The sequence below is a fragment of the Bacillus aerius genome, assembly GCF_029894105.1.
GTDB classification, from domain to species: Bacteria; Bacillota; Bacilli; order Bacillales; family Bacillaceae; genus Bacillus; species Bacillus altitudinis.
Map to the genome: position 1 here is coordinate 2,739,186 of NZ_JARYHO010000001.1, position 21,754 is coordinate 2,760,939.

General features: G+C 40.5%; 22 protein-coding genes, 1 riboswitch and 1 other annotated feature. Of the genes, 6 read left to right on the plus strand and 16 right to left on the minus strand.

Features of this window, described 5'->3' with window-relative positions; genetic code table 11:
- Nucleotides 1–32: 32 nt before the first annotated feature.
- Both leuS and M2353_RS14095 read right to left on the minus strand, forming a co-directional pair.
- Nucleotides 33–2,447, minus strand: a complete 2,415-nt coding sequence (gene leuS, locus M2353_RS14090; protein WP_284725608.1) for a leucine--tRNA ligase — start codon at nt 2,445–2,447, stop codon at nt 33–35.
- 97 nt (nt 2,448–2,544) lie between these two features.
- Nucleotides 2,545–2,766, minus strand: a binding site (T-box leader).
- A 102-nt stretch (nt 2,767–2,868) separates the two neighbouring features.
- Nucleotides 2,869–3,198: a DUF4257 domain-containing protein gene (locus M2353_RS14095; RefSeq protein WP_008343006.1), complete on the minus strand. Its 330-nt coding sequence runs from the start codon at nt 3,196–3,198 to the stop codon at nt 2,869–2,871.
- A 425-nt stretch (nt 3,199–3,623) separates the two neighbouring features.
- Between M2353_RS14095 and ytvA the strand changes: the two genes are divergently transcribed.
- Nucleotides 3,624–4,427 (plus strand): YtvA family blue-light photoreceptor, encoded by an 804-nt coding sequence (ytvA, locus tag M2353_RS14100; protein ID WP_284725609.1) that lies wholly within the window; start codon nt 3,624–3,626, stop codon nt 4,425–4,427.
- 84 nt (nt 4,428–4,511) lie between these two features.
- Nucleotides 4,512–5,210 (plus strand): sunset domain-containing protein, encoded by a 699-nt coding sequence (locus tag M2353_RS14105; RefSeq protein ID WP_008343000.1) that lies wholly within the window; start codon nt 4,512–4,514, stop codon nt 5,208–5,210.
- A gap of 60 nt (nt 5,211–5,270) precedes the next feature.
- On the opposite strand, the gene M2353_RS14110 is transcribed toward M2353_RS14105, so the two are convergent.
- From M2353_RS14110 to M2353_RS14145, 8 genes are all read right to left on the minus strand, one after another.
- Nucleotides 5,271–6,581, minus strand: a complete 1,311-nt coding sequence (locus M2353_RS14110; RefSeq protein ID WP_284725610.1) for an ABC transporter permease — start codon at nt 6,579–6,581, stop codon at nt 5,271–5,273.
- Nucleotides 6,571–7,269 carry an ABC transporter ATP-binding protein gene (locus M2353_RS14115; RefSeq protein ID WP_017367892.1) on the minus strand — a complete coding sequence of 233 codons (699 nt, stop codon included), beginning with the start codon at nt 7,267–7,269 and terminating at the stop codon, nt 6,571–6,573. Before M2353_RS14115 ends, M2353_RS14110 begins: the two co-directional genes overlap by 11 nt.
- A 21-nt stretch (nt 7,270–7,290) precedes the next feature.
- Nucleotides 7,291–8,274 (minus strand): ABC transporter ATP-binding protein, encoded by a 984-nt coding sequence (locus tag M2353_RS14120; protein WP_160757433.1) that lies wholly within the window; start codon nt 8,272–8,274, stop codon nt 7,291–7,293.
- On the minus strand, nt 8,268–9,146 hold the full coding sequence (locus M2353_RS14125; protein ID WP_007501894.1) for an ATP-binding cassette domain-containing protein: 879 nt from the start codon (nt 9,144–9,146) through the stop codon (nt 8,268–8,270). The genes M2353_RS14120 and M2353_RS14125 overlap by 7 nt, the downstream gene beginning before the upstream one ends.
- Entirely contained in the window at nt 9,139–9,531 is a 393-nt protein-coding gene (locus M2353_RS14130; protein ID WP_024719312.1) for a GntR family transcriptional regulator, read from the minus strand. The genes M2353_RS14125 and M2353_RS14130 overlap by 8 nt, the downstream gene beginning before the upstream one ends.
- Before the next feature lie 17 nt (nt 9,532–9,548).
- Nucleotides 9,549–9,728 carry a hypothetical protein gene (locus M2353_RS14135; RefSeq protein ID WP_008342991.1) on the minus strand — a complete coding sequence of 60 codons (180 nt, stop codon included), beginning with the start codon at nt 9,726–9,728 and terminating at the stop codon, nt 9,549–9,551.
- Nucleotides 9,729–9,993: 265 nt separating this feature from the next.
- Nucleotides 9,994–10,326, minus strand: coding sequence for a hypothetical protein (locus M2353_RS14140; protein WP_250026726.1), 333 nt, complete (start codon nt 10,324–10,326; stop codon nt 9,994–9,996).
- Between the two features lie 150 nt (nt 10,327–10,476).
- The gene (locus M2353_RS14145; RefSeq protein WP_017367895.1) at nt 10,477–10,752 is read right to left on the minus strand and encodes a YtzC family protein; all 276 of its coding nucleotides are present in this window, start codon (nt 10,750–10,752) and stop codon (nt 10,477–10,479) included.
- A gap of 152 nt (nt 10,753–10,904) precedes the next feature.
- On the opposite strand from M2353_RS14145, the gene mnmL reads away from it, so the two are divergent.
- Nucleotides 10,905–11,870 (plus strand): tRNA modification radical SAM protein MnmL/YtqA, encoded by a 966-nt coding sequence (gene mnmL / locus M2353_RS14150; protein ID WP_017358356.1) that lies wholly within the window; start codon nt 10,905–10,907, stop codon nt 11,868–11,870.
- A complete protein-coding gene (mnmM, locus tag M2353_RS14155; RefSeq protein ID WP_017367896.1) occupies nt 11,867–12,445 on the plus strand; it encodes a tRNA 5-(aminomethyl)-2-thiouridylate-methyltransferase MnmM in 579 nt (192 codons plus the stop codon). Before mnmL ends, mnmM begins: the two co-directional genes overlap by 4 nt.
- Before the next feature lie 19 nt (nt 12,446–12,464).
- Here mnmM and M2353_RS14160 read toward each other — a convergent pair whose 3' ends face one another.
- The 3 genes from M2353_RS14160 to M2353_RS14170 form a co-directional block, all read right to left on the minus strand.
- On the minus strand, nt 12,465–13,241 hold the full coding sequence (locus tag M2353_RS14160; protein WP_284725611.1) for a sporulation protein: 777 nt from the start codon (nt 13,239–13,241) through the stop codon (nt 12,465–12,467).
- A gap of 231 nt (nt 13,242–13,472) precedes the next feature.
- On the minus strand, nt 13,473–14,552 hold the full coding sequence (locus M2353_RS14165) for a tetraprenyl-beta-curcumene synthase family protein (RefSeq protein ID WP_041507625.1): 1,080 nt from the start codon (nt 14,550–14,552) through the stop codon (nt 13,473–13,475).
- A 28-nt stretch (nt 14,553–14,580) separates the two neighbouring features.
- Nucleotides 14,581–15,360, minus strand: coding sequence for an alpha/beta hydrolase (locus M2353_RS14170; RefSeq protein ID WP_019743683.1), 780 nt, complete (start codon nt 15,358–15,360; stop codon nt 14,581–14,583).
- A gap of 45 nt (nt 15,361–15,405) precedes the next feature.
- On the opposite strand from M2353_RS14170, the gene M2353_RS14175 reads away from it, so the two are divergent.
- A complete protein-coding gene (locus M2353_RS14175) occupies nt 15,406–15,921 on the plus strand; it encodes a gamma carbonic anhydrase (RefSeq protein ID WP_008342977.1) in 516 nt (171 codons plus the stop codon).
- Nucleotides 15,922–16,062: 141 nt separating this feature from the next.
- Here M2353_RS14175 and asnB read toward each other — a convergent pair whose 3' ends face one another.
- Together asnB and metK are read right to left on the minus strand one after the other, a co-directional pair.
- On the minus strand, nt 16,063–17,961 hold the full coding sequence (gene asnB, locus M2353_RS14180; RefSeq protein WP_008342976.1) for an asparagine synthase (glutamine-hydrolyzing): 1,899 nt from the start codon (nt 17,959–17,961) through the stop codon (nt 16,063–16,065).
- A gap of 148 nt (nt 17,962–18,109) precedes the next feature.
- Nucleotides 18,110–19,312, minus strand: coding sequence for a methionine adenosyltransferase (gene metK / locus M2353_RS14185; RefSeq protein WP_008342973.1), 1,203 nt, complete (start codon nt 19,310–19,312; stop codon nt 18,110–18,112).
- 195 nt (nt 19,313–19,507) lie between these two features.
- Nucleotides 19,508–19,642: riboswitch (SAM riboswitch) on the minus strand.
- 226 nt (nt 19,643–19,868) lie between these two features.
- On the opposite strand from metK, the gene pckA reads away from it, so the two are divergent.
- Nucleotides 19,869–21,455, plus strand: a complete 1,587-nt coding sequence (pckA, locus tag M2353_RS14190) for a phosphoenolpyruvate carboxykinase (ATP) (RefSeq protein WP_007501908.1) — start codon at nt 19,869–19,871, stop codon at nt 21,453–21,455.
- Between the two features lie 40 nt (nt 21,456–21,495).
- Here pckA and M2353_RS14195 read toward each other — a convergent pair whose 3' ends face one another.
- Nucleotides 21,496–21,738 (minus strand): DUF2584 domain-containing protein, encoded by a 243-nt coding sequence (locus M2353_RS14195; protein ID WP_017358362.1) that lies wholly within the window; start codon nt 21,736–21,738, stop codon nt 21,496–21,498.
- Between the last annotated feature and the right edge of the window lie 16 nt (nt 21,739–21,754).

A 21,754-nucleotide genomic window follows, 5' to 3' on the forward strand; every position in this document is an offset into this window, starting at 1 on the left:
CACCCATCGGCTGATACCGATGGGTGCGTTCATTAGTTCGCGACAATATTGACAAGTTTTCCAGGAACCGCAATCACTTTACGGATTGTTTTCCCTTCAAGCTGTTCTTTTATCCGTGCATCATTTTTCGCAAGCTCTTCTAGCTGCTCTTTTGTTGCATCAGCAGGAACCGTTAATTTTGCTTTCACTTTTCCATTTAGCTGTACGACAATTTCCACTTCATCATCGACAAGTTTTGACTCATCATATTGCGGCCATGCTTCATAAGAAATAGACCCTTCATGACCAAGTTTATTCCAAAGCTCTTCCGCTACATGCGGTGCAATCGGAGAAAGAAGTTTCACAAATCCTTCTGCATATTCTTTCGGCAGTGTGTCAGCCTTGTATGCATCGTTGATGAACACCATTAATTGTGAAATCCCAGTATTGAAACGTAAGCCTTCATAATGATCCGTTACCTTCATGACGGTTTCATGGTAGCTGCGCTCTAATGCGCCGCCAGATTGCTCTGTCACTTTATCACTGATGGAGCCATCTTCATTTGTAAACAGACGCCATACACGATCTAGGAAACGACGAGCACCATCAAGACCTGTTTCAGACCAAGCAATCGATGCATCTAAAGGTCCCATGAACATTTCGTACAGTCTTAATGTATCTGCACCATGAGATTCTACGATATCATCTGGGTTGACAACATTCCCTTTTGATTTACTCATTTTTTCATTATTTTCACCAAGAATCATTCCTTGGTTGAACAATTTCATGAACGGTTCTTTTGTTGGAACAACACCAATATCATACAAGAATTTATGCCAGAATCGTGCATATAGCAGATGAAGCACAGCATGTTCTGCTCCACCAATATACACATCAACCGGAAGCCATTTCTTTAGCTTTTCAGGAGATGCAAGTTCTTCTGTGTTATGTGGATCAATATAACGTAAGAAGTACCAGCAGCTACCTGCCCATTGTGGCATCGTATTGGTTTCACGGCGTCCTTTTTTACCTGTCACTGGATCGACAACCTCTACCCAATCTTTAATATTCGCTAAAGGTGATTCACCTGTTCCGCTTGGCTTAATCTCAGTCGTCTTAGGCAAAATCAGTGGAAGCTCTTCCTCTGAAACAGCTGAAGATGTTCCGTCCTCCCAATGAATAATTGGAATTGGCTCTCCCCAGTAACGCTGACGGCTGAACAGCCAGTCTCTTAAACGATAAGTGACTTTCTTTTCACCTTTTTGATGTTCTTCCAGCCATGCAATCGCTTTTTCAATTGCTTCTTCTTTCCCTAAGCCGTTTAAGAAATCAGAGTTGATGTGCTTTCCATCACCTGTGTAGGCTTCTTTGTCAATGTCTCCACCTTCGACAACCTCTTTGATTGGAAGATCGAATGTTTTGGCGAATTCATAATCACGCTCATCATGAGCAGGAACTGCCATGATCGCTCCAGTGCCATATGTGGCTAACACATAATCTGCAATCCAGATCGGCATCTTTTCCCCATTCAATGGATTGATGGCATAAGCACCTGTGAAAATGCCCGTTTTCGTTTTAGCAAGATCTGTTCGCTCTAAGTCACTCTTAGATTGAATCTCTTTGATATATGCTTCAACTGCTTCTTTTTGAGCAGCTGTTGTAATTTTTTCAACTAGTGCATGCTCTGGTGCAAGAACGGCATATGTGGCACCAAATAGTGTATCAGGACGTGTTGTAAACACCGTAAACTGTTCGTCATGTCCTTCTACTTCGAAGTGAACATGTGCACCTTCAGAACGTCCAATCCAGTTGCGCTGCATGTCTTTGATGCTTTCAGGCCAATCAATGTCTTCTAAATCTTCTAACAGCCTGTCCGCATATGCTGTAATTTTTAGCATCCATTGCTTCATTGGACGTCTTTCAACAGGATGCCCTCCGCGCTCACTTCTCCCATCAATGACTTCTTCATTTGCAAGGACTGTACCGAGTGCTGGGCACCAGTTTACAGGTACTTCATCAATATACGCCAATCCTTTTTCATACAATTTCAAGAAAATCCACTGGGTCCATTTATAATAATTCGGATCTGTCGTGTTAATTTCTCGATCCCAATCATACGAGAAGCCCAATGATTGAATTTGGCGGCGGAAATTATTAATGTTCTCTTCTGTAAATTCAGCTGGATCATTTCCTGTATCCAGCGCATATTGTTCCGCTGGAAGACCAAATGCGTCCCATCCCATTGGATGAAGAACATCGTAGCCCTGCATACGTTTCATACGTGATAAAATATCCGTTGCTGTGTATCCTTCAGGATGCCCTACATGAAGCCCTGCTCCTGATGGATAAGGAAACATATCTAGCGCATAAAACTTTGGTTTATCTTCCGAGTCAGATGTGGCGAATGTTTTATGTGTCAGCCAATAATCCTGCCACTTTTTTTCAATTTCCCGATGCTGAAAACTCAATGTGAAAACCTCCTTTAATATGTACGGCTTTATCTGCTCAGATGACCACTGCAAGAATTCAGATTTTTCTAAAATCAACAAAAAAACCTCATCCCTGGAAAGGGACGAGAGATTTTTTGGTTCCCGCGGTACCACCCTTGTTAGCGTCATGAACTGTTCATACGCTCACTTAATATCTTTAACGCAGACATGCGACAGAAGCTTTAACGCAACTGCAACTCTGAGGCGAGTTCAGAAGCAGATTTGATTGACTTTCACCAGCCGTCAATTCTCTAAAGACAAATACTGCTTTCCTACTACTCCTCTTCACTGTTCTTATCGTAACCGTCATCTAAGTAGTATTTTATAGAATTATGATCATAAGTGCAAGCAGGTTTGTATACAATGGGAATGTACCCTAGACTAGGGTAAAGTGAGGATATTATTCGTGTGGAGATCGGTTATGACGGTTGGAGCCTGCATCCTGTGAACGTTCTTCTCTCACAAAATCGAAGCTTCGCAGAACTGCTTCTCCTCCGTAACCTGAAATAATGGATAAGATGATCAAGTGCAGACTAGATTCGGGATTTGAGGATAAGACAAGCAGTGTAGCAGCAATCATCCCAACGAGCCAATCTTCAATAAACCCTAGATAAATAAACTTCTTTGTCATTCTGGGCTTCTCTAGCCTGCCTTTTTTCTTTACGTGACCGAGAATGCCCATGACCCCTCCAATGGCGCAAGCAATAATGACTTGTTGCAGCATTTTCATCACCTTCCTAAAGCCCTTAGAATAGTAAAGCGACTTCAGGCTGTCCAGCCCCCTGTAATGCCATTCTGCTGTTCCGTCATAATCCATGTAAAAGGTCTATTCTCTCTAACGAAGAAAAAAAGCTTGTTTCTTCCATTATATGTGAATGACCCAAAAACAATCTTGATGCATTGGAATCATTTTCACCTAATCCATATTAACTATTTTTGTCATTTTATGAATTATCCTCAAATGATCCCTTCTTTTTCTAATGAAAAGTCTCCTTACTTACTCTATTCTAATGGAGGACAAACTATGATGACAAATTTAACAAAGCGATTGCAATCATTGAAACAGAACATATGTTATGTTACGTTTAAAAAGAATTCATTTGGTTTTAAAAAAACCATCTTAAATGTCTGATAGTAGCAGCAAAGGAGGGTAATATGGTCAGCTCGAACATCTTCGGCTTGCAAAAACAGCTTGAACTCATAAAAAAAGCGCTGGATCATGCGCGGATTGGTGTTGTCATTACAGACCCTTCTTTAGAGGATAACCCTATCGTTTATGTGAATCATGGCTTTACACAAATGACTGGATATAAACCAGATGAGATTCTTGGACGTAATTGTCGATTCCTCCAAGGAAAAGACACAAATCAAGATCAACTTGCCTTAATACGTCACGGAATTCAAAACAAAACACCTATTACCACACAGCTCAAAAATTATAAAAAAGACGGTACTTTTTTTTGGAATGAACTCAATATAGATCCTCTATACATTGAACAAGATGACAAAACATTTTTTATTGGCTTTCAAAAGGACATTACAAAGCAGAAAGAATATGAACAACTCCTAGAAGATTTCTTACATGAAGTCACCTCTCTGTCGACGCCAATTGTCCCAATCAAAAATGGTGTTTCCGCTCTTCCACTCATCGGAAAATTATCAGAAGAACGCTTTGATGCCATCGTCGCGAAGTTAACTTGTATATTAGAAGATTCAAAGGATGATTATTTAATTGTCGATCTTTCTGGTTTAATCGATGTCGATGATTCCGTTGCAGCGCGAATTTTCAAACTGCATCACCTGCTGAACTTAACTGGAACTGAACTTATCATCACTGGGATCAAACCACAGCTTGCGATGAAAATGAAAGACTTAGATACAGACTTCCAGAATACGATCACTTATTTAACGGTAAAAGAAGCAATCAAAGGATTGCCATTAGCTGAAAACCCTGTTTAAACAGGGTTTTTTTAATTGAACCGCTCCCCAAAATGGAAAAATGAGGTATGATAGGTGTAAATAGCGATATAGGGGGGCTGCCAGATGATGATGTTACTCATCATAGGTCTTTTATGTATTTGTTTCGCCATAGGATATGCCGTCAATTATTTATTACTTAAACACCAAAATCAACAAATCTTTTCAAAAAAACTCTTCTATCCTTTTTTGACCATTGGTCTTGTTTTTTCTATTATGTCATTACCGTTTGCCGGCACAGGTGCTCCGAAAGCACAAGCAGATCCATCTTCTGAACAGCTGCTGAAAGAGCAAAAACAATTAGCATCTGACATTTCTCGTCTAAAGGAAGACAAAGAAACGCTGACGGCCTCTTTAGAAGACGTGACCAAAGAAAAAGAAAAGCTATCCAAGAAATTAGAAACCATCACCTCCGAAAAGAAGACAGTCAAACAGCAAGAAAAAACCATCCATGAGCTTGAAGAGAAAATAGACAAGCTCACCTCTACAAACGAAACACTCAAAAAAGAACACCAGAAAGTAAACAAAGACACCACGTCATCGGCCCAGCGATCTGCTCCTAAAGATGATGGGTCGAATACTGGCGGTCATGAGTCACAAAAAGAAACAAAAAAAGAATCTGCCGCCTGTAATATTAAAGGAAGTGTCAACGGCATATATCACACACCGAGCAGCAGATACTACTCACGGACAAAAAACGTGACCAAAATGTTCTGCTCCGTAGAAGAAGCTGAGCGTGCAGGGTACCGGGCACCAAAGCAATAGACATCTTTTGACGATAAAAAAACCTCCTGTCAGCCCAATATAGGTACAGGAGGTTCTTCTTTAAATTTCTCTTCTTAATGCTGTTAATACATTCGTTTTTGTCGCCTTACGTGCTGGATTGAGTCCAGAAATAATGGCGACTCCTGCACTAATCACTGTTGCTGTGACCACAAGGCTTAGCGAAATATAGGAGAAGGTGATCGAGAATTGATCACTTGATCCCCCTTCAGACATGGAAGACAAAATTGCTGGAATGATTAAATTCACTGCAAAACTAACGATGTACGAGATGATAATCCCGATGATCGATCCAATCACCCCAATATAAGCACTTTCCATGAGGAACATTCGCTTAATAATGGAAGGATTCGCACCGATGGCTTTCATGATCCCAATCTCTTGTGTCCGCTCTGTTACGGCCATTGTCATCGTATTGAAAATGCCGATCGCCGAAATAATCACCGCAATACATCCAACAAAGATGAGTCCAATTTTAAAGACTGTAAAGAACATATCCATTCCTTCAAGCTGATTCGTCACAGAGATGACTTGATAGCCGTCATCTGTCAGCTTATCTGTGAGCGCACCGACATTGTCGAACTTATCAGCATAGACAGACGTCATTTTTTCGACATTTCCTGCATCAGGAGACAGATCGAGCACTTGACTAAATTCTTTTTGATAAGCATTCGGAATAAGAATTTTATGATCCTGCTGCCACTCCAAATTCGGTTTCTTCAATACACCGACGACACGGAAATCGAACGTCTTTTCTTTCACCACTTCATTTTCTTCATTCAGTTTCGGCACCTTGATTTGAATGACTTTGTTTAAAATTTCCTTCGTATAGCCTTTTGGCTCTTCCGGTGTATCTTCACCATTTGATGTCTGATTCATTTCTTTTTCATAGTCTTTTCGTTCTTTTTCCGTCCAAAGTTGTTCTGCCATTTGATACCCAACTACAATTTCATTCGCCGATGTTGGGACTTTTCCACGGTCTAGTTCAAGGCCTGCCTCTTTTTCTTCTTTCATATCTGTCAGTACAGCCTGCGTATCACTTGAGCGATTATCGAGCTCGACGTGAACCGATGGAATGATTGACGTTCTTGCAACGACAGATTTCGCATGATCATATTTCTTTAAATCGTCAACCTTGACGTCACCTTTTTCTTTGCCTAACACTTTAATTTCTGTGATAATTTGTTGTTTCATGATTTCATCTTGAGCCGATTTTTGCAGACCAAAACCAACTGACGCTAGAACGATTAAGAAAGAGCATGCCATTGTCGTTGCAAGTATGGTCATAAACACACGCAATCTATTTTTCTTCATATTTCTTCTGATGAATTTGACCTGATCTCTAAATTTCAATGGACTGATCCCCTTTCTTTAATACACCATCATGAAGCTGGAACGTTGTGTCTGCGATTGAAGCGACTTCATCGTCATGTGTAATGATGACAAATGTAATTCCTTTTTCACGATTGAGCTGCTGGATAAAGGCTAGAATTTCTCCTTCAGTTTCTGAATCCAGACTGCCTGTTGGCTCATCCGCTAAAATAATAGACGGATTAAGGATCAAGGCTCTTGCAATACTCACACGCTGCTGCTGTCCACCTGACAGTTCATTAGGATAATGTCCTGCGTGATGTTCCAGTCCAACTCGTTTCAGCATTTCCTTTACTTTCACTTTTCGCTCAGACGGCTTCACACCTTTTAAAGTGAGCGGAAGTTCAACGTTCTCATATGTTGTTAAACTCCCGATCAATTGAAAGCTTTGAAAGATAAAGCCAAAATGATCTAACCGAAAGTCTGCCCATTCCTTCTCATTAAAGCCGGTCACATTGGTGCCATCAACGATAATTTGTCCGCTTGTTGGCGTAATATATCCCGATATTAAATTCAGTAAAGTTGATTTCCCCGAACCGCTTCGTCCGACGATACATGCAATTTCGCCTCTTTTAATAGACAAGTCAATGTCTTTGAGCACAGGAATCTCGTTCTCCCTGCCCTTTTTCCCAATTTTAAACACATGATCTAACGATTGAATTTGAATCATCTCTACTCCCCTGCTCTCTGTTTATCTTTTTCGATAGATTAAGAAATAACTCGTCAGTGCGCCTACAGCTCCACCGATGCACATCCCAACAAAATAGCCAATTAATGAATCTGAAGAGAAACCAACCCAGCCAAACCCTAAGACGCCAAACACGATCACCATAATTTGAATTGGGCGATCCATTATTGAATAAAGGAAGAATCGGCCATTTCGTTCAATTGGATGTTTAATAAAGCTAAACAAGCCTATAAGGTAAAATAGCAACATCATGACAATTGGAATGATGTATTCTTCACCATTGAACCAAAGCGGATATTCCTGATAAAAACTGTTAGCTGTAATATAAGTAATGGGGGAAATGGGCGTGATCAAAAAATTAAAGATTTTATCCAGCCACATCCCGCTTGTTTTAAAGATAAAATCTAAATGAAGGATTGGTAAACCAATCACTAAGTAAGGTAAAATAGCTGTACTAAATCCAACGATTGCTTGAGAAATAGCACTCCCTGTTAAAGCACCTGCTGCAAAAAACAAACTATAGATCATCAAGGCTGACAACAGTGCAGAAACATAAAGACTGTTAAATCCAGGTGTCTCTATTGGCCCAAGACCTAATTTTAATAAATAAATGAGAAGGTATGAAACAGCATGAACACTTGCAATAATTCCAGCACCTAAGAAAAACTTTGTGTGAAAGATGGAACTTCTACTAAACGGCAAGGATACGGTAAAGTCCATCTGCCCTTTATTTCTTTCAAATCCTAGCTGAATCACAGCAAAAAATATTCCCATGACCCATGAAAGTGAGAGAAATGCGTCCGTCTTAAAAATATAAGTGAATGTTGTTGTATCCATTAGACAGTCTCGGTTATTCAAACAATCTTGAAAGGTTGAGTACTCCATTAAGAGGGATAATGGCGTCGCAAAGATCGCAACAAGCATCACTAAAATGAATGTCAGCTCAGACTGCTTCCATTCCTTATATAACAATTGCCGTTTTACCATCTGCGTTTCCCTCCAAACTTCGCAATGAATACTTCTTCTAAATTTACAGGCAGTTCATGCCAGACTTTTGGTTCAAGCGATTTCAAATACTCTTTTGCTTCTTCATCTGTTTTGAGTACAAGTGCTGTATAGAACACACCCGCTTGATCTAAAATGGCAACGCCTTTTTTTCTAATACTTAAGTTCATATCCTCTTCAAATGCCATCTGGATTTTAACGTAGTCATTCTTTAATTCATCTAAATCCATAACACTTGTGAGCTGATTTCCTTCCAAAAACCCGATTCGGTTACACATACGCTCAATATCCTCTAAACGGTGAGATGTAATTAAAATCGTTGTTTGTCGTTCTGCCACCTCGTCAATCATCAGCTGAAGAACGTCATTTCTTGTGACTGCATCAATCCCGTCTGTCGGCTCATCTAACAAAATGACTGCTGGTTTGATGGCAAAACTTAAAATGAGGGATAGCTGTTTCTTTAAACCTGTCGACAATTCACGGTATTTCACTTTTTCCGGAATCTCATACCGGTTCACAAGCTCATTGGCATATGTCACGTCAAACTTTGGATACAGTTGTTTTAACAACTTCACAAGCTGTCCATAATTGTACCGGTCAAAGTAGGGATTTACGACTGGCATATACACAATATTTTGCTTCACTAACGGGTGGTCTTTTACGAGTACATCTTTAAAATAAATCTCTCCTTCATCTGGAAGAAGGATTTGCTGAATCAAGCGAAGAAGTGTTGTTTTACCAGAGCCATTCCGGCCAAGCAGACCAAAGATCTCTCCTTCGCCTATCTTGAAGGAAACGTTGCTGAGTACTTCACGTCCATTTAATTTCTTTGATACATTTCTGACCTCAATCAACTTGTTTTCCTCCTTTTAGACTTGAGCTGATCTCCTCCAGCCACTCTTTGAGTTGATGAATATCAATACCGGCATAATGAGCTTCAATAATGAGTTGCCTTAATTGCTCCTTCATCTCTAACACCTTCCCTTCATTCAGCTTTAACTGTGCACCTTCTGTCACATACGTTCCACGGCCTCTTAATGTTTCAATAATTCCTTCCCGTTCAAGCTCTTTATACGCTTTGCTGACGGTGTTTGGATTCGCAATAATAATGGTGGCAAGCTCTCTCACAGAAGGCAGTTTGTCACCTGGTTTCATCACGCCTTTTAAGCACAAAATTTTTAACTGCTCAATGATTTGTTCATATATTGGTGCAGCGCTTCTTGGATCTATTTGAATCATGATGGCTCCCTCTTTTCTCATTCATGCTTTTGCAGTCCTATCGCTTGATCATGTCCTTGCATTAAAGGGACCGAATTTGGAATAAAATCTTTTTGAACTTCAAAACCAATGAAAACGAGAACGAAAAAAAATGTACATGCTAACGCAACAGCCAGTACCATCCACTTTAAATTGATTGGTTTTTTTTCTTTTTTCATGGTTAAACACCTTTCTTCACGTTTAAGTGTCTGCAGTGTATTAGTTGATGTAGTACACCTAATACAATATAGACACTTAATTGAAAAGTCAAGAGACTTTAGAAAAAAATTGGCAGACGAACCAGATAAAATGACGAAGCTACTTAAAAGCTTTCGGAAGCCAGGTTTGCTTCTGGTTTAGGGTGTTCAACACGTTAATAACTTTCATCATCGCCTGAAAAAGTGCATAATAAAAGACCCCGAATATTGAGGTCTCTACAATGTTTTAATTAGATACTATTACTTTGTTTTTGGACTTGCTTTTGAACAGGATTAGCACCCACCATACTAATAAAAATATATAGCCTATAACTGTAAAGATAGACCAAACTGCACCTTGTCGCAATTGACTAAATAAGTGTTCAAATTCATTCATTCCTTCTACTCTACCAATGCTATTTATCAGGCTAATCATCGGAATTGTAACAGTAAATACAATGGTTAGAATGGACAATCCCCTTTGTTTATTTTTCACAACACTGAATATTGCGGTTCCTAATGTTGCTAAGAAAAACAAGTAATATAATGCCCAAAACCAATCAGGAAGAGTCTCCCACATTTCTTCTACCCCCTTGAAGATATTTGCAATTTCTATATATAACATACTTTAACAGAACAAAAACCTATTACAAATATATATCCAAAAACAACAATCTTTGCGAAAACAGCCAAAAAATAAAAACAGACCCTTAAAAGAAGGATCTGTTCATCATTCGTTCTCGTATGAAATACCTAAAATCATTTGGTTTTGCAGACTTTGAATTTGTACACGCGTTCTGTCTAAACGTTCTCTTTGCTGATCATTGGCGACATCTTTTAACTTTTCTAATTCATTCACCGCATCTTCAAGCATGAGCTGCGCTTTTGAAAATTCTTCTACGTTATAATGTTCTTGGCGAGAGCTCAAATCAAACTGTTCGCTTGCAAACTCAAGAGTCTCAGTGCTTTTTTGGACAAATTCATCGATTGATTTTCTAGTTGCCATCTAGCCATCCCTCCATTTCATCATTGCTCTCGCCTATTTTGCCCACGTAAAGCTTTTTCACTAAAGAAAATGTTGGACAGATTCAATTGTCCTCTTTCGTGATTTTTGTTAAACTTTAAGGATGCCTATTATTATGCAAGGAGGTTACTGACTTGGATCAGCATAACCCTTTTTTATATTCAAACAGCGAAAAACGTTATCACACATGGAATTATCATTTGCGTGAGCACTTTGGTCATAAAGTATTTAAAGTCGCATTAGACGGCGGCTTTGATTGTCCAAACCGTGATGGTACTGTCGCACATGGAGGCTGCACATTTTGCAGCGCAGCAGGATCTGGTGATTTTGCAGGAAACCGGGCGGATGATCTCATCACTCAATTTAATGAAATCAAGGACCGGATGCATACAAAATGGAAAGACGGAAAATACATGGCGTATTTCCAAGCTTACACAAACACACATGCGCCGCTTCCTGTTTTAAAAGAAAAATACGAAACCGTCATGAATCTGGATGGAGTGGTTGGTTTATCGATTGCCACAAGACCTGATTGCCTACCAGATGACGTGGTGGAATATTTAGCTGAGTTAAACGAACGGACGTATTTATGGGTTGAACTTGGTCTACAAACTGTACATGAGCGGACAGCGATGCTCATCAACCGTGCCCATGATTATGAATGCTACGTAGAAGGTGTAGAAAAACTGCGAAAACATGGCATTCGAGTCTGTTCACATATCATCAACGGTCTTCCTCTTGAAAACCGAGATATGATGATGGAGACAGCAAAAGCTGTCGCTGATTTAGATGTGCAAGGAATTAAAATTCATCTACTTCACCTGTTAAAAGGAACACCGATGGTAAAGCAATATGAGAAAGGCAAACTAGAGTTTCTCAGCCAAGAGGAATATGTCCAGCTTGTCTGTGATCAGCTGGAGATCCTGCCCCCAGAAATGATTATTCATCGTATTACAGGCGATGGTCCCATTGAATTAATGGTAGGTCCAATGTGGAGTGTGAATAAATGGGAAGTGCTCAATGCCATTAATGCTGAGCTTGAAAGACGTAACAGCTACCAGGGCAAACGCTTCGTCAGATTGGAAGAAGCGGCAAAATGATTTTAAAACGGATGCTCCCTTTTAGTAAAGAACTGTTAGAACGTGCTTGTCAAAAAGGCGATATTGTCATTGATGCAACGATGGGGAATGGCCATGATACGCGCTATTTAGCTGACCTTGTCGGGAGAGATGGACAAGTTTTCGCATTCGATGTACAGAAGGAAGCCATTGAGCAAACAAGCAAAAGACTTGGTGAGCACTACCCAAACGTTCACCTGATCCATGACGGACATGAACAACTTGCTGAGCATCTGCCAGCGGATGCTTATGGCCACATATCTGGTGCAGTGTTCAATCTTGGATATTTACCAGGAGGCGATAAAACCGTCACGACTCAGGCACATACGACCATTGAAGCGATCAAACAGCTCATGGATTGGCTTAAGCCTGGAGGTCTGATCGTTCTTGTGATTTACCACGGTCATCCTGAAGGAAAAAAAGAGAAGGACATCCTTCTTGATTATTGCAAAACACTCCATCACGAAGAAGTACAGGTGATCTCTTATCAATACATGAATATTCAAAACGATCCGCCCTTTGTGGTAGCCATCGAAAAAAAACTCAAATCCTCTTAATGGATTTGAGTTTTATTATTTAATAAGCGTATTGGTCAATGATTTCTTCAAGCACTACTTCCAGCTCTTCTGCATCTGCAAGCTCTGATCGAGTAAAGCGGACACGTACAAGCTGTTCTCCGTCATTATACATTTCTTCCAGCCAGCCACGCAGCCCTCTTGCTCTGCGGTCAACTTCAAAAATGAGATCTAGCCCCTCTTCATCAATGAAGAAAATCACCTCTAACTCATCAAGCATTTGACGATAATAATCGGAAGTCGGTATAAACTCAAACTCTTGAACAAAGGGAAGGCGGCGCCTGAAATAAGGTGCTTCTTCACAGTCTGCTTCATGAAGGTGAAAGCCTAAGTTTCCAACAGCTTCAAGCACACGTTTCACCCACGGGTGCGCGCTTACAAAAATGCGGTCATGATCAGATTTATCAATACCGCCTTGAATATCAAGGTCTGTCACAACAGCCACCTCTACTTTACCTACAGTCATTGGTGTATCAAGAGGAAGGTAAAAAGAGAAAGTAAACTGATGAGCTTCCCCAGGCTGAATCGTGAATGATTCAGTCACTCGGAGAGAATGGATCGTTGTGTATTTTCGCTGCTCTTCATCATCTTTTACGATGGTGTACCATGTATTCAACTTTAAATCAATATAGCGAATATCTTGAGGCACTTTTCCGCCCTTCACATGGACTGTTCCCTTTACTTCTTCTCCTGGTTCATACGCATCTTTCTCCAAAATTGTATCCACTTTTGCTGCACCGATTCCCACACTTGCTGCAAACTTTTTAAAAAATGACATATTCGACCTTCCCCTTTTTTAAGTTTTTCAACAAATATACGTCATAAGGAGTAGATACGATTCATTCGATCCATACTTTTCTCCTATTTTTCGTACACTAAGAATAATATCGGCAGCAAATAAGAGGATTGTAATCATAAAAGAACTGTACATGGCCCAAAACGAAACAGTTCAAAACAAAAAAGCTTGTAGAAAACCATTTTCTACAAGCTGATGAGCTTACTTTATCCTTTATGAAGATTTCTTCCAAGGCATTTTCTGATAGGTTCGATAGGCTCTGCCATTGATATAGAAAAAGAACGATGTTTTCCCGCTTGATTTGATCAACCGCTTTGCCAGCTTGTTCATCTCTTTTTGGGCTGTCACTTTTTCATCAGACAAATAGACCGCAAGTAACCCTCTATTGATTAGTTTGTGAAAATTCTCGTGTGGAATGCCTTTCAGCTGTTCATCCGCTTTTTCAATAAAATGCTGTAGTCTATCCATCATCTCATGATGAGAGTTGTAGTACGAGCAAAAATTCAAATCGCCTTCCAGCCTGTCCTCTTCTTGGTCGATTAAATAGTCCAGTAAGATGTGCAGACCTTGAATATAAGGGAAATAGCTTTCGTAAATTTGCTTCGCCTGCTTCTCTGTAAAATCAGGCTGCAGTGCATAAGCCACAAGACAGAAAATACCCAGCGTTGATCCTGCACATGCGGAAAACTCATACCACTCCATCTTTGGTAAATCCTTTTCATACTGGCGGAACCATGACTCTAATCGAGGTTCACGCTCATGAGGAACCACATGCTTATGTACTTGTAAATCACTATAATAATCACACAGCGTATGTAAATAGGGCTGAATGATCGGATAATGCGCTAGACGTGACAGCACATCTTGGCACGTCCTGACTAGCGCATGCAAGTACCCATGATCCTCTTGATCATCACGGAATTGATAATACGGCTTAAGCTCCGCATGAATATCGAGTGCATCTCTCATTGCCTGATGCAGCATATGAAAATCCTTTGGATCAAGTGATGTACTGCGGTCACACAAATTATCTAAGTAATCGCTAATCGTTTGGTACGCCACAATGAATTCAATACACGTTTCCTTCGCTTCACCTGCAAGAAGAGATAAAATTCCCCCGCCTTCACAGTGAAAGGTTTTACTGGATATGCTCGCTAGTGCCTGCGTTCTCAGTTCTTCATTTTCAATCATTTCTGCATGAGCCCGCCACTTTTTTAGCTCCTGATGAACTAGCGGAAAAATATCTTTATACACCTTCGTCATCAGTGCAAAAGGACGTTCTGGTACTGACAAATCATCCACCCCCAACTTTAGCTCACAATCAAATATATTGATCAGTAAAGGCTCTTGCCGCCTTAAACACATCTTCTCGCTCGGGCTCATTAAAAATTTCATGATAAAGCCCTTCCCATTCACGGTATGACTTATTGGTTGATTCAATGCCATTGAACCATTTCATCACTCTTGTTTTATCTACAATCTTGTCATCGCCTGCCTGCATGAGCAGGAGTGGAATCGACCGAAAAACATTCGTAGGCTGCATCGCCGCATCGATATTTTTCACCAGTTCTCGATACCAGCGAACCGACACCTTCGTCACATAAAGCGAATCATTCGAATCTGCCTCTATCACATCTTGATTCCGTGTGGCAAGTTCGATCGACAGCCCAGATTCGACTTTAAAAGACGGCGCCAGCACATTTAGCCCTTTTGACGCAAAATCCATCAGCTTCTTCGGTTTAAATTGCAGACCTAAACAAGGTGATGATAAAATAAGGCCATCAATCTTCGTATGGGTATACTGCTTGAACCATTCAATCGAAATCAGTCCCCCCATACTATGTCCAAGTAAAAATGTCGGAAGTCTGAACGACTTCGCATGTTCAATCCATTCATCCACTGTATCAATGTATTCTTGAAAAGAACGAATGTGGCCTCTCGCACGTGTCGATGTCCCTTGCCCAGGCAGGTCACCCATGACGACGTGATAGCCTGCATTTCGCCACATTTCGATCAGCCATTTATATCGGCCATGATATTCACTAGCACCATGTACAATGACAATTGTACCAACCGGTCTTTCAGCATGCCAAGTCCACAAAGTAAACACCTCACAAATGTTGTATTAAGAAAGGAAGTCGAAAAAGTGATTTATCCATATCATCAGTTTACACCTGAGATTCATGAATCGGTCTTTGTTGCAGAAAACGCCACCATTACAGGTGATGTCACAATTGGAGAATATTCAAGCGTTTGGTTCCAAACGGTCATTAGAGGCGATGTAGCTCCTGTGAGAATTGGAAAAAACGTCAACATTCAAGACTTATCCTGCCTGCATCAAAGTCCTGGAAAAACACTTCTTATTGAAGATGGTGCTACCATTGGACACCAAGTCACATTACATAGCTCTATCATTCGAAAAAATGCCCTCATTGGCATGGGATCCATCATTCTCGATGGTGCGGAAATTGGCGAAGGAGCCTTTATTGGTGCAGGTAGCCTTGTCCCGCAAGGAAAAGTCATCCCAAAAGGCTCACTCGCTTTTGGCCGTCCAGCCAAAGTCGTTCGCCAGTTAACAGATGAAGATATCCAAGACATGGATCGTATCCGCAGAGAATATGTAGAAAAAGGACAATACTATCGTTCCCTTTTATCGCGTTAACATCATACATGTATCTTCACTTTATCATGTTTTTTTCAGGATATTAAGCAATAACTGTGTACCGCTTGTTATTTTACCCTTTTCCACTACTTTCTATCATGACAAAAAAGGTTTTCAGCACAAAGCTGAAAACCTTTTTCATTAGCTAAAAATAACTTCTTTCGGCTGGTGATTCAACTGCTCTGGATCAATGCTGCGCTCTACATAGATGCTATGCCAGATCATAAAGATCAGGACAGTCCAAATCTTACGGCTATGATCTGCTTTTCCAGCACAATGATCATTTAATAAATCAAGAACATATGCCTTGTTAATGTATTCATCTGTCTGACTGTTTTTAATGATATCTTTCGCCCAAGCGTTCATCTCATTTTTCAGCCAATGACGAATTGGCACAGGGAAACCTAGTTTTTTACGGTTTAACACATGGTCCGGTACAATGCCTTCTGCTGCTTTACGCAATAAATATTTCGTTGTGCCGTCTTTCGTTTTCAGCTCTTCTGGAATTTTAGAAGCTGCTTCAAATACGACCTTATCAAGGAATGGAACACGAAGCTCAAGAGAATTCGCCATTGTCATCTTATCTGCTTTCAGCAGGATATCCCCGCGCATCCACGTATGGATATCAACATATTGCATTTTGTTAATATCGCTGTAGCCTGCACTTTCCTCGAAGTATGTTTTCGTCACGTCACGATACGTGATGTTCGGATCATACTGCTTTAAGAGGTTTTTCTTCACTGGCTCTTCAAAGATTTTCGCATTGCCGATATAACGTTCCTCTAATGGCGTACAGCCGCGAACGATAAAGCTTTTCCCTTTCATTCCTTCTGGCATTAAACGAGCCAGACGAAGAAGAAGCTTTTTCAGCATGGAAGGTACAGATTCGAAAGGCTTTAGAGACAGCGGCTCACGGTAAATATTATATCCACCGAACAGCTCGTCTGCTCCCTCACCTGAAAGAACAACTGTGACTTGTTTTTTCGCTTCTTTTGCCACGAAATACAATGGAATCGCCGCTGGATCAGCCAAAGGATCATCTAAATGCCAGACGATCTTTGGAAGCTCATTCATATATTCCTCAGGAGAAATCACAGCACTAAAGTTTTGCAATCCCAGCTTATCAGCTGTTTCTTTTGCTACATCTACCTCACTGAATCCATCCTGCTGGAAACCAACAGAGAATGTCTTCAGTTCAGGGTGAAATTCCTTTGCGACTGACACGATGAAAGAAGAATCGATCCCGCCTGATAGGAATGAACCAACAGGCACATCACTTCTCATATGGACTTTTACAGAATCATAGATAGCATCACGTACTTCTTCTACTAATTTCTGCTCTTGTGTTTGTTCAGGTTTGAATTGAACTTTCCAGTAAGTCTTAAATGCAATGTCTTGGCCTGGACGCAGTGTAAACTGATGACCTGGCTCGACTTTGTGCACTTTTTGATCAAGTGTATTTGGCTCAGGAACGAACTGAAAAGACATGTACTGCTGCAAAGCAGTCTCATCAAATAAAATGTTCTCATTCACAGCCATTAAGCTTTTGCGTTCAGAAGCAAAGTACACTTGGTCATCCATTTGTGTAAAATAGAGCGGTTTAATGCCGAAAGGATCTCTTGCGCCATATAATAACTGCGCTTCTTTATCCCAAATTAAAAATGCAAACATCCCGCGAAGCTTCGATGCCGCTTCTTCTTTATAGTGGCGATATGTGGCAAGAAGGACTTCCGTATCAGAATCTGTGCTGAACGTATAGCCTTTTTTCACAAGCTCTTCTTTCAGCTCCACATAGTTATAAATTTCTCCGTTGAAAATAATCCAATACTTTTCATCTTCATAAGAAAGCGGCTGCTTTCCGTGTTCAACATCTATAATACTTAAACGTCTAAATCCAAATCCTACATGCTCATCATGAAAGTACCCCTCATCATCCGGACCTCGATGAACGATGAGACGATTCATTTGCTTAATTAACTCTTCCTGCTCAGTAGTTTCGGACAATGGACGGTGATTAAATACACCAACAAACCCACACATATTATTGCCTCCACGTTATGTTATTTCTTAAAAGTAGACCTATAATTAGACAGTATTTTGTCCAATTTTGTTTCACATTTTTACGCTTTTTGTAGAATTTTTTTTAATCAAAAGGAAAACCGCTTAAAATAAGCGGTTTTGTATGTTGTTATTCTCCTAATGCTTCCTTGCGAAGCGTGTCGGCTTTATCCGTTTTTTCCCATGGAAGATCCAAGTCATGACGGCCAAAATGTCCGTATGCAGCGGTTTGTTTATAGATCGGACGACGTAAGTCAAGCATTTTAATAATGCCGGCTGGACGAAGATCAAAGTTTGCACGTACCACTTCAATTAATTTCTCTTCAGAGGCTTTTCCTGTTCCAAATGTATCAATTGAAATAGAGACAGGCTGTGCAACACCAATTGCATAAGCAAGCTGCACTTCACATGAATCTGCAAGACCAGCTGCTACGATGTTTTTCGCTACATAGCGAGCCGCATATGCTGCCGAACGGTCAACCTTCGTTGCATCCTTGCCAGAGAAAGCACCGCCACCGTGACGAGCATACCCGCCATAAGTATCAACGATGATTTTACGTCCAGTTAAACCAGCATCCCCTTGAGGTCCACCGATAACAAAGCGGCCTGTTGGGTTGATGAAGTATTTTGTTTCTTCATCGATCAGTTCACTTGGAACGACGGGGCGGATGACATGCTCTTTTAAGTCGCTTTGAATTTGTTCAAGCGTCACTTCTGGTGCATGCTGTGTAGAAATAACCACCGTATCAATACGAACTGGTTTGTTTTGTTCATCATATTCAACTGTTACTTGAGTTTTTCCGTCCGGACGAAGGTATGCAAGTGTTTCATTCTTGCGTACTTCTGTTAAACGGCGAGATAATTTATGTGCAAGAGAAATCGGCAGTGGCATAAGCTCTTCAGTTTCGTTGTTTGCAAAACCAAACATCAAACCTTGGTCACCTGCACCGATCGCATCAATTTCTTCTTCAGTCATTGTTCCTTCACGTGCTTCAAGCGCTTTGTCTACACCTTGCGCAATATCAGCAGACTGTTCATCAATTGATGTAAGAACCGCACATGTTTCCGCATCAAAACCATATTTCGCACGTGTGTAGCCAATTTCCTTAATCGTGTCACGCACCGTCTTTGGAATGTCGACATAAGTAGACGTTGTAATCTCACCGCTTACTAATACGAGACCGGTTGTTACAGAAGTTTCACAGGCAACACGTGCATTTGGATCTTTCTTTAAAATTTCATCCAAAATGCTGTCTGAAATTTGATCACAGATTTTATCTGGATGTCCTTCGGTCACTGATTCTGAAGTAAATAAACGACGATTTTGACTCATAATGGCTATTTCCTCCTGTACAAGACCACATCATCCCAAGATGAGGCCTCCAATATGATACGGAACTCGTTCCCTCTTATATTTCAACATGTTTATATTAGAGATGTTATTGGCAATTTGTTCATATGATATCCCAAAAATAAAAAAACCATTTCCTTCATTGCGAGGAAAGGGTCTGAGATCGCATGCCTTTCACTCTTATCGCTCAAGGTGTTCTTGTACCTTGCATCAGGTTAGCACCTTGGTTTCTCAGCATGTTCATGCCTTTTTCATAAGAAACCGGTTGCTGGGCTTCATCGGGCCTGTCCCTCCACCAACTCGGGATAAGAGTATCCGTTCAATAAGATATCTTATCTTAAACCCTTGCGTCATGTCAATGGTTCATAGGAATTATCTCCCCTTTTTTTCACCTCATCATTAGCATCACCAAAAAGCATATTTTCATAGCAGAAATGAAAAAACACACACAAAAATGTTTAAATAGTATAGACTATTATTATCAATGTGTTATACTAATCAAAACAAACAAATTCAACGGTAAAGGAAGGGTTTTTTTATGAACTCAGTGGATTTAAAAGAAGATTTGCAGTCATTGCTCTCATTAGAAAATACGCACCAAAATTTATCTGTTCCGAAACTTGTTGAAAAGATTTTGGCACGTAATGAAGGCGTTTTAACTTCAACTGGTGCTGTGCGCGCCACAACGGGTGCCTACACTGGACGTTCGCCTAAAGATAAATTCATCGTAAAAGAAGAAAACTCTGAACATAAAATTGATTGGGGTCAAGTGAATCAGCCGATCTCGAAAGAGGCATTTGATCGTTTATATACAAAGGTTGTGTCATACTTAAAAGAACGTGATGAACTATTTGTCTTTGATGGTTTTGCCGGTGCTGACGAAAAATACCGTATGCCAATTACAGTTGTAAATGAATTCGCTTGGCACAATCTCTTTGCAAAGCAGCTATTCATCAGACCTGATGGATCAACACCATCATCAAACGAAAAACCTTTCACCATCTTATCTGCACCTCACTTTAAAGCAGATCCTGAAACAGATGGCACAAACTCTGAAACGTTTATTATCGTTTCTTTTGAAAAACGGACGATTCTGATCGGTGGAACAGAATATGCAGGAGAGATGAAAAAATCCATTTTCTCTGTTATGAACTACCTGCTTCCTGAACAAGATATTTTATCAATGCACTGCTCTGCTAACGTCGGTCAAGAAGGCGATGTTGCTTTATTTTTCGGCCTTTCAGGTACTGGAAAAACGACGCTTTCTGCAAGTGCAAGCCGCAAGCTGATTGGAGACGATGAGCATGGCTGGTCTAACACAGGTGTCTTCAATATTGAAGGCGGATGCTATGCAAAATGCGTGAACTTAAGTGAAGAAAAAGAACCACAAATTTACAAAGCCATTAGCTTCGGATCAGTGCTTGAAAATGTAGTACTTGATGAAGAAACACGTGAAGCAGATTATGATGACACATTCTTTACTGAAAATACACGTGCGGCTTACCCAATCGAAATGATTGATAACATCGTGAAACCAAGTATTGCAGGTCACCCATCTGCTATCGTCTTTTTAACAGCTGATGCATTCGGTGTTTTACCTCCAATCAGCCGTTTAACGAAAGAACAAGCCATGTACCACTTCTTGAGCGGTTACACAAGTAAATTAGCGGGAACTGAGCGTGGCGTGACGTCACCAGAAACAACGTTCTCTACTTGCTTTGGTTCACCATTCTTGCCACTTCCTGCTCATGTCTATGCTGAAATGCTTGGTAAAAAAATTGATGAGCACGGCGCAAAAGTATTCCTTGTGAATACAGGCTGGACTGGCGGCGGCTACGGTACGGGCAAACGAATGAATCTTGCTCATACAAGAGCAATGGTGCAGGCAGCGATCGAAGGCGATCTTGACAACGCTGAAATGATCACTGACGACATCTTCGGATTACACATCCCGCTTCATATTCCAGGAGTGCCAGATGAAGTGCTTCAGCCTGCTAAAACATGGGACGATCAAGAGGCTTACAAAGAAAAAGCAAACTTCCTTGCAAATGAATTTAAAAAGAACTTCAAAAAATTCAGCCATGCAGCAAGTGATATTGAAGCAAAAGGCGGACCACTCGTCTAATCAAAAGGAAAAAGCTGAGGGATTCATTCCCTCAGCTTTTTTAGTTCGTTGAATGCAATGACACAAGACGGTACGTCACCTTCGTGATATTGTCTGTGAGCTCCAGCTTTTCAACATGTGCTGTTCCTGTTTTTTCTCCGTCTTTCGTTTTACGCACCTCAAGCGGAATATTTAATGGATAAATGCGGTACCCTTCCTTCATGAGCTCAAACACATTTTCTTCAATTCTTGTCTCTTTTCCTTTTGTGACAATCATTGTATTAAATTCAACAGGCATTCCCATAATGAAAATCCCCCTA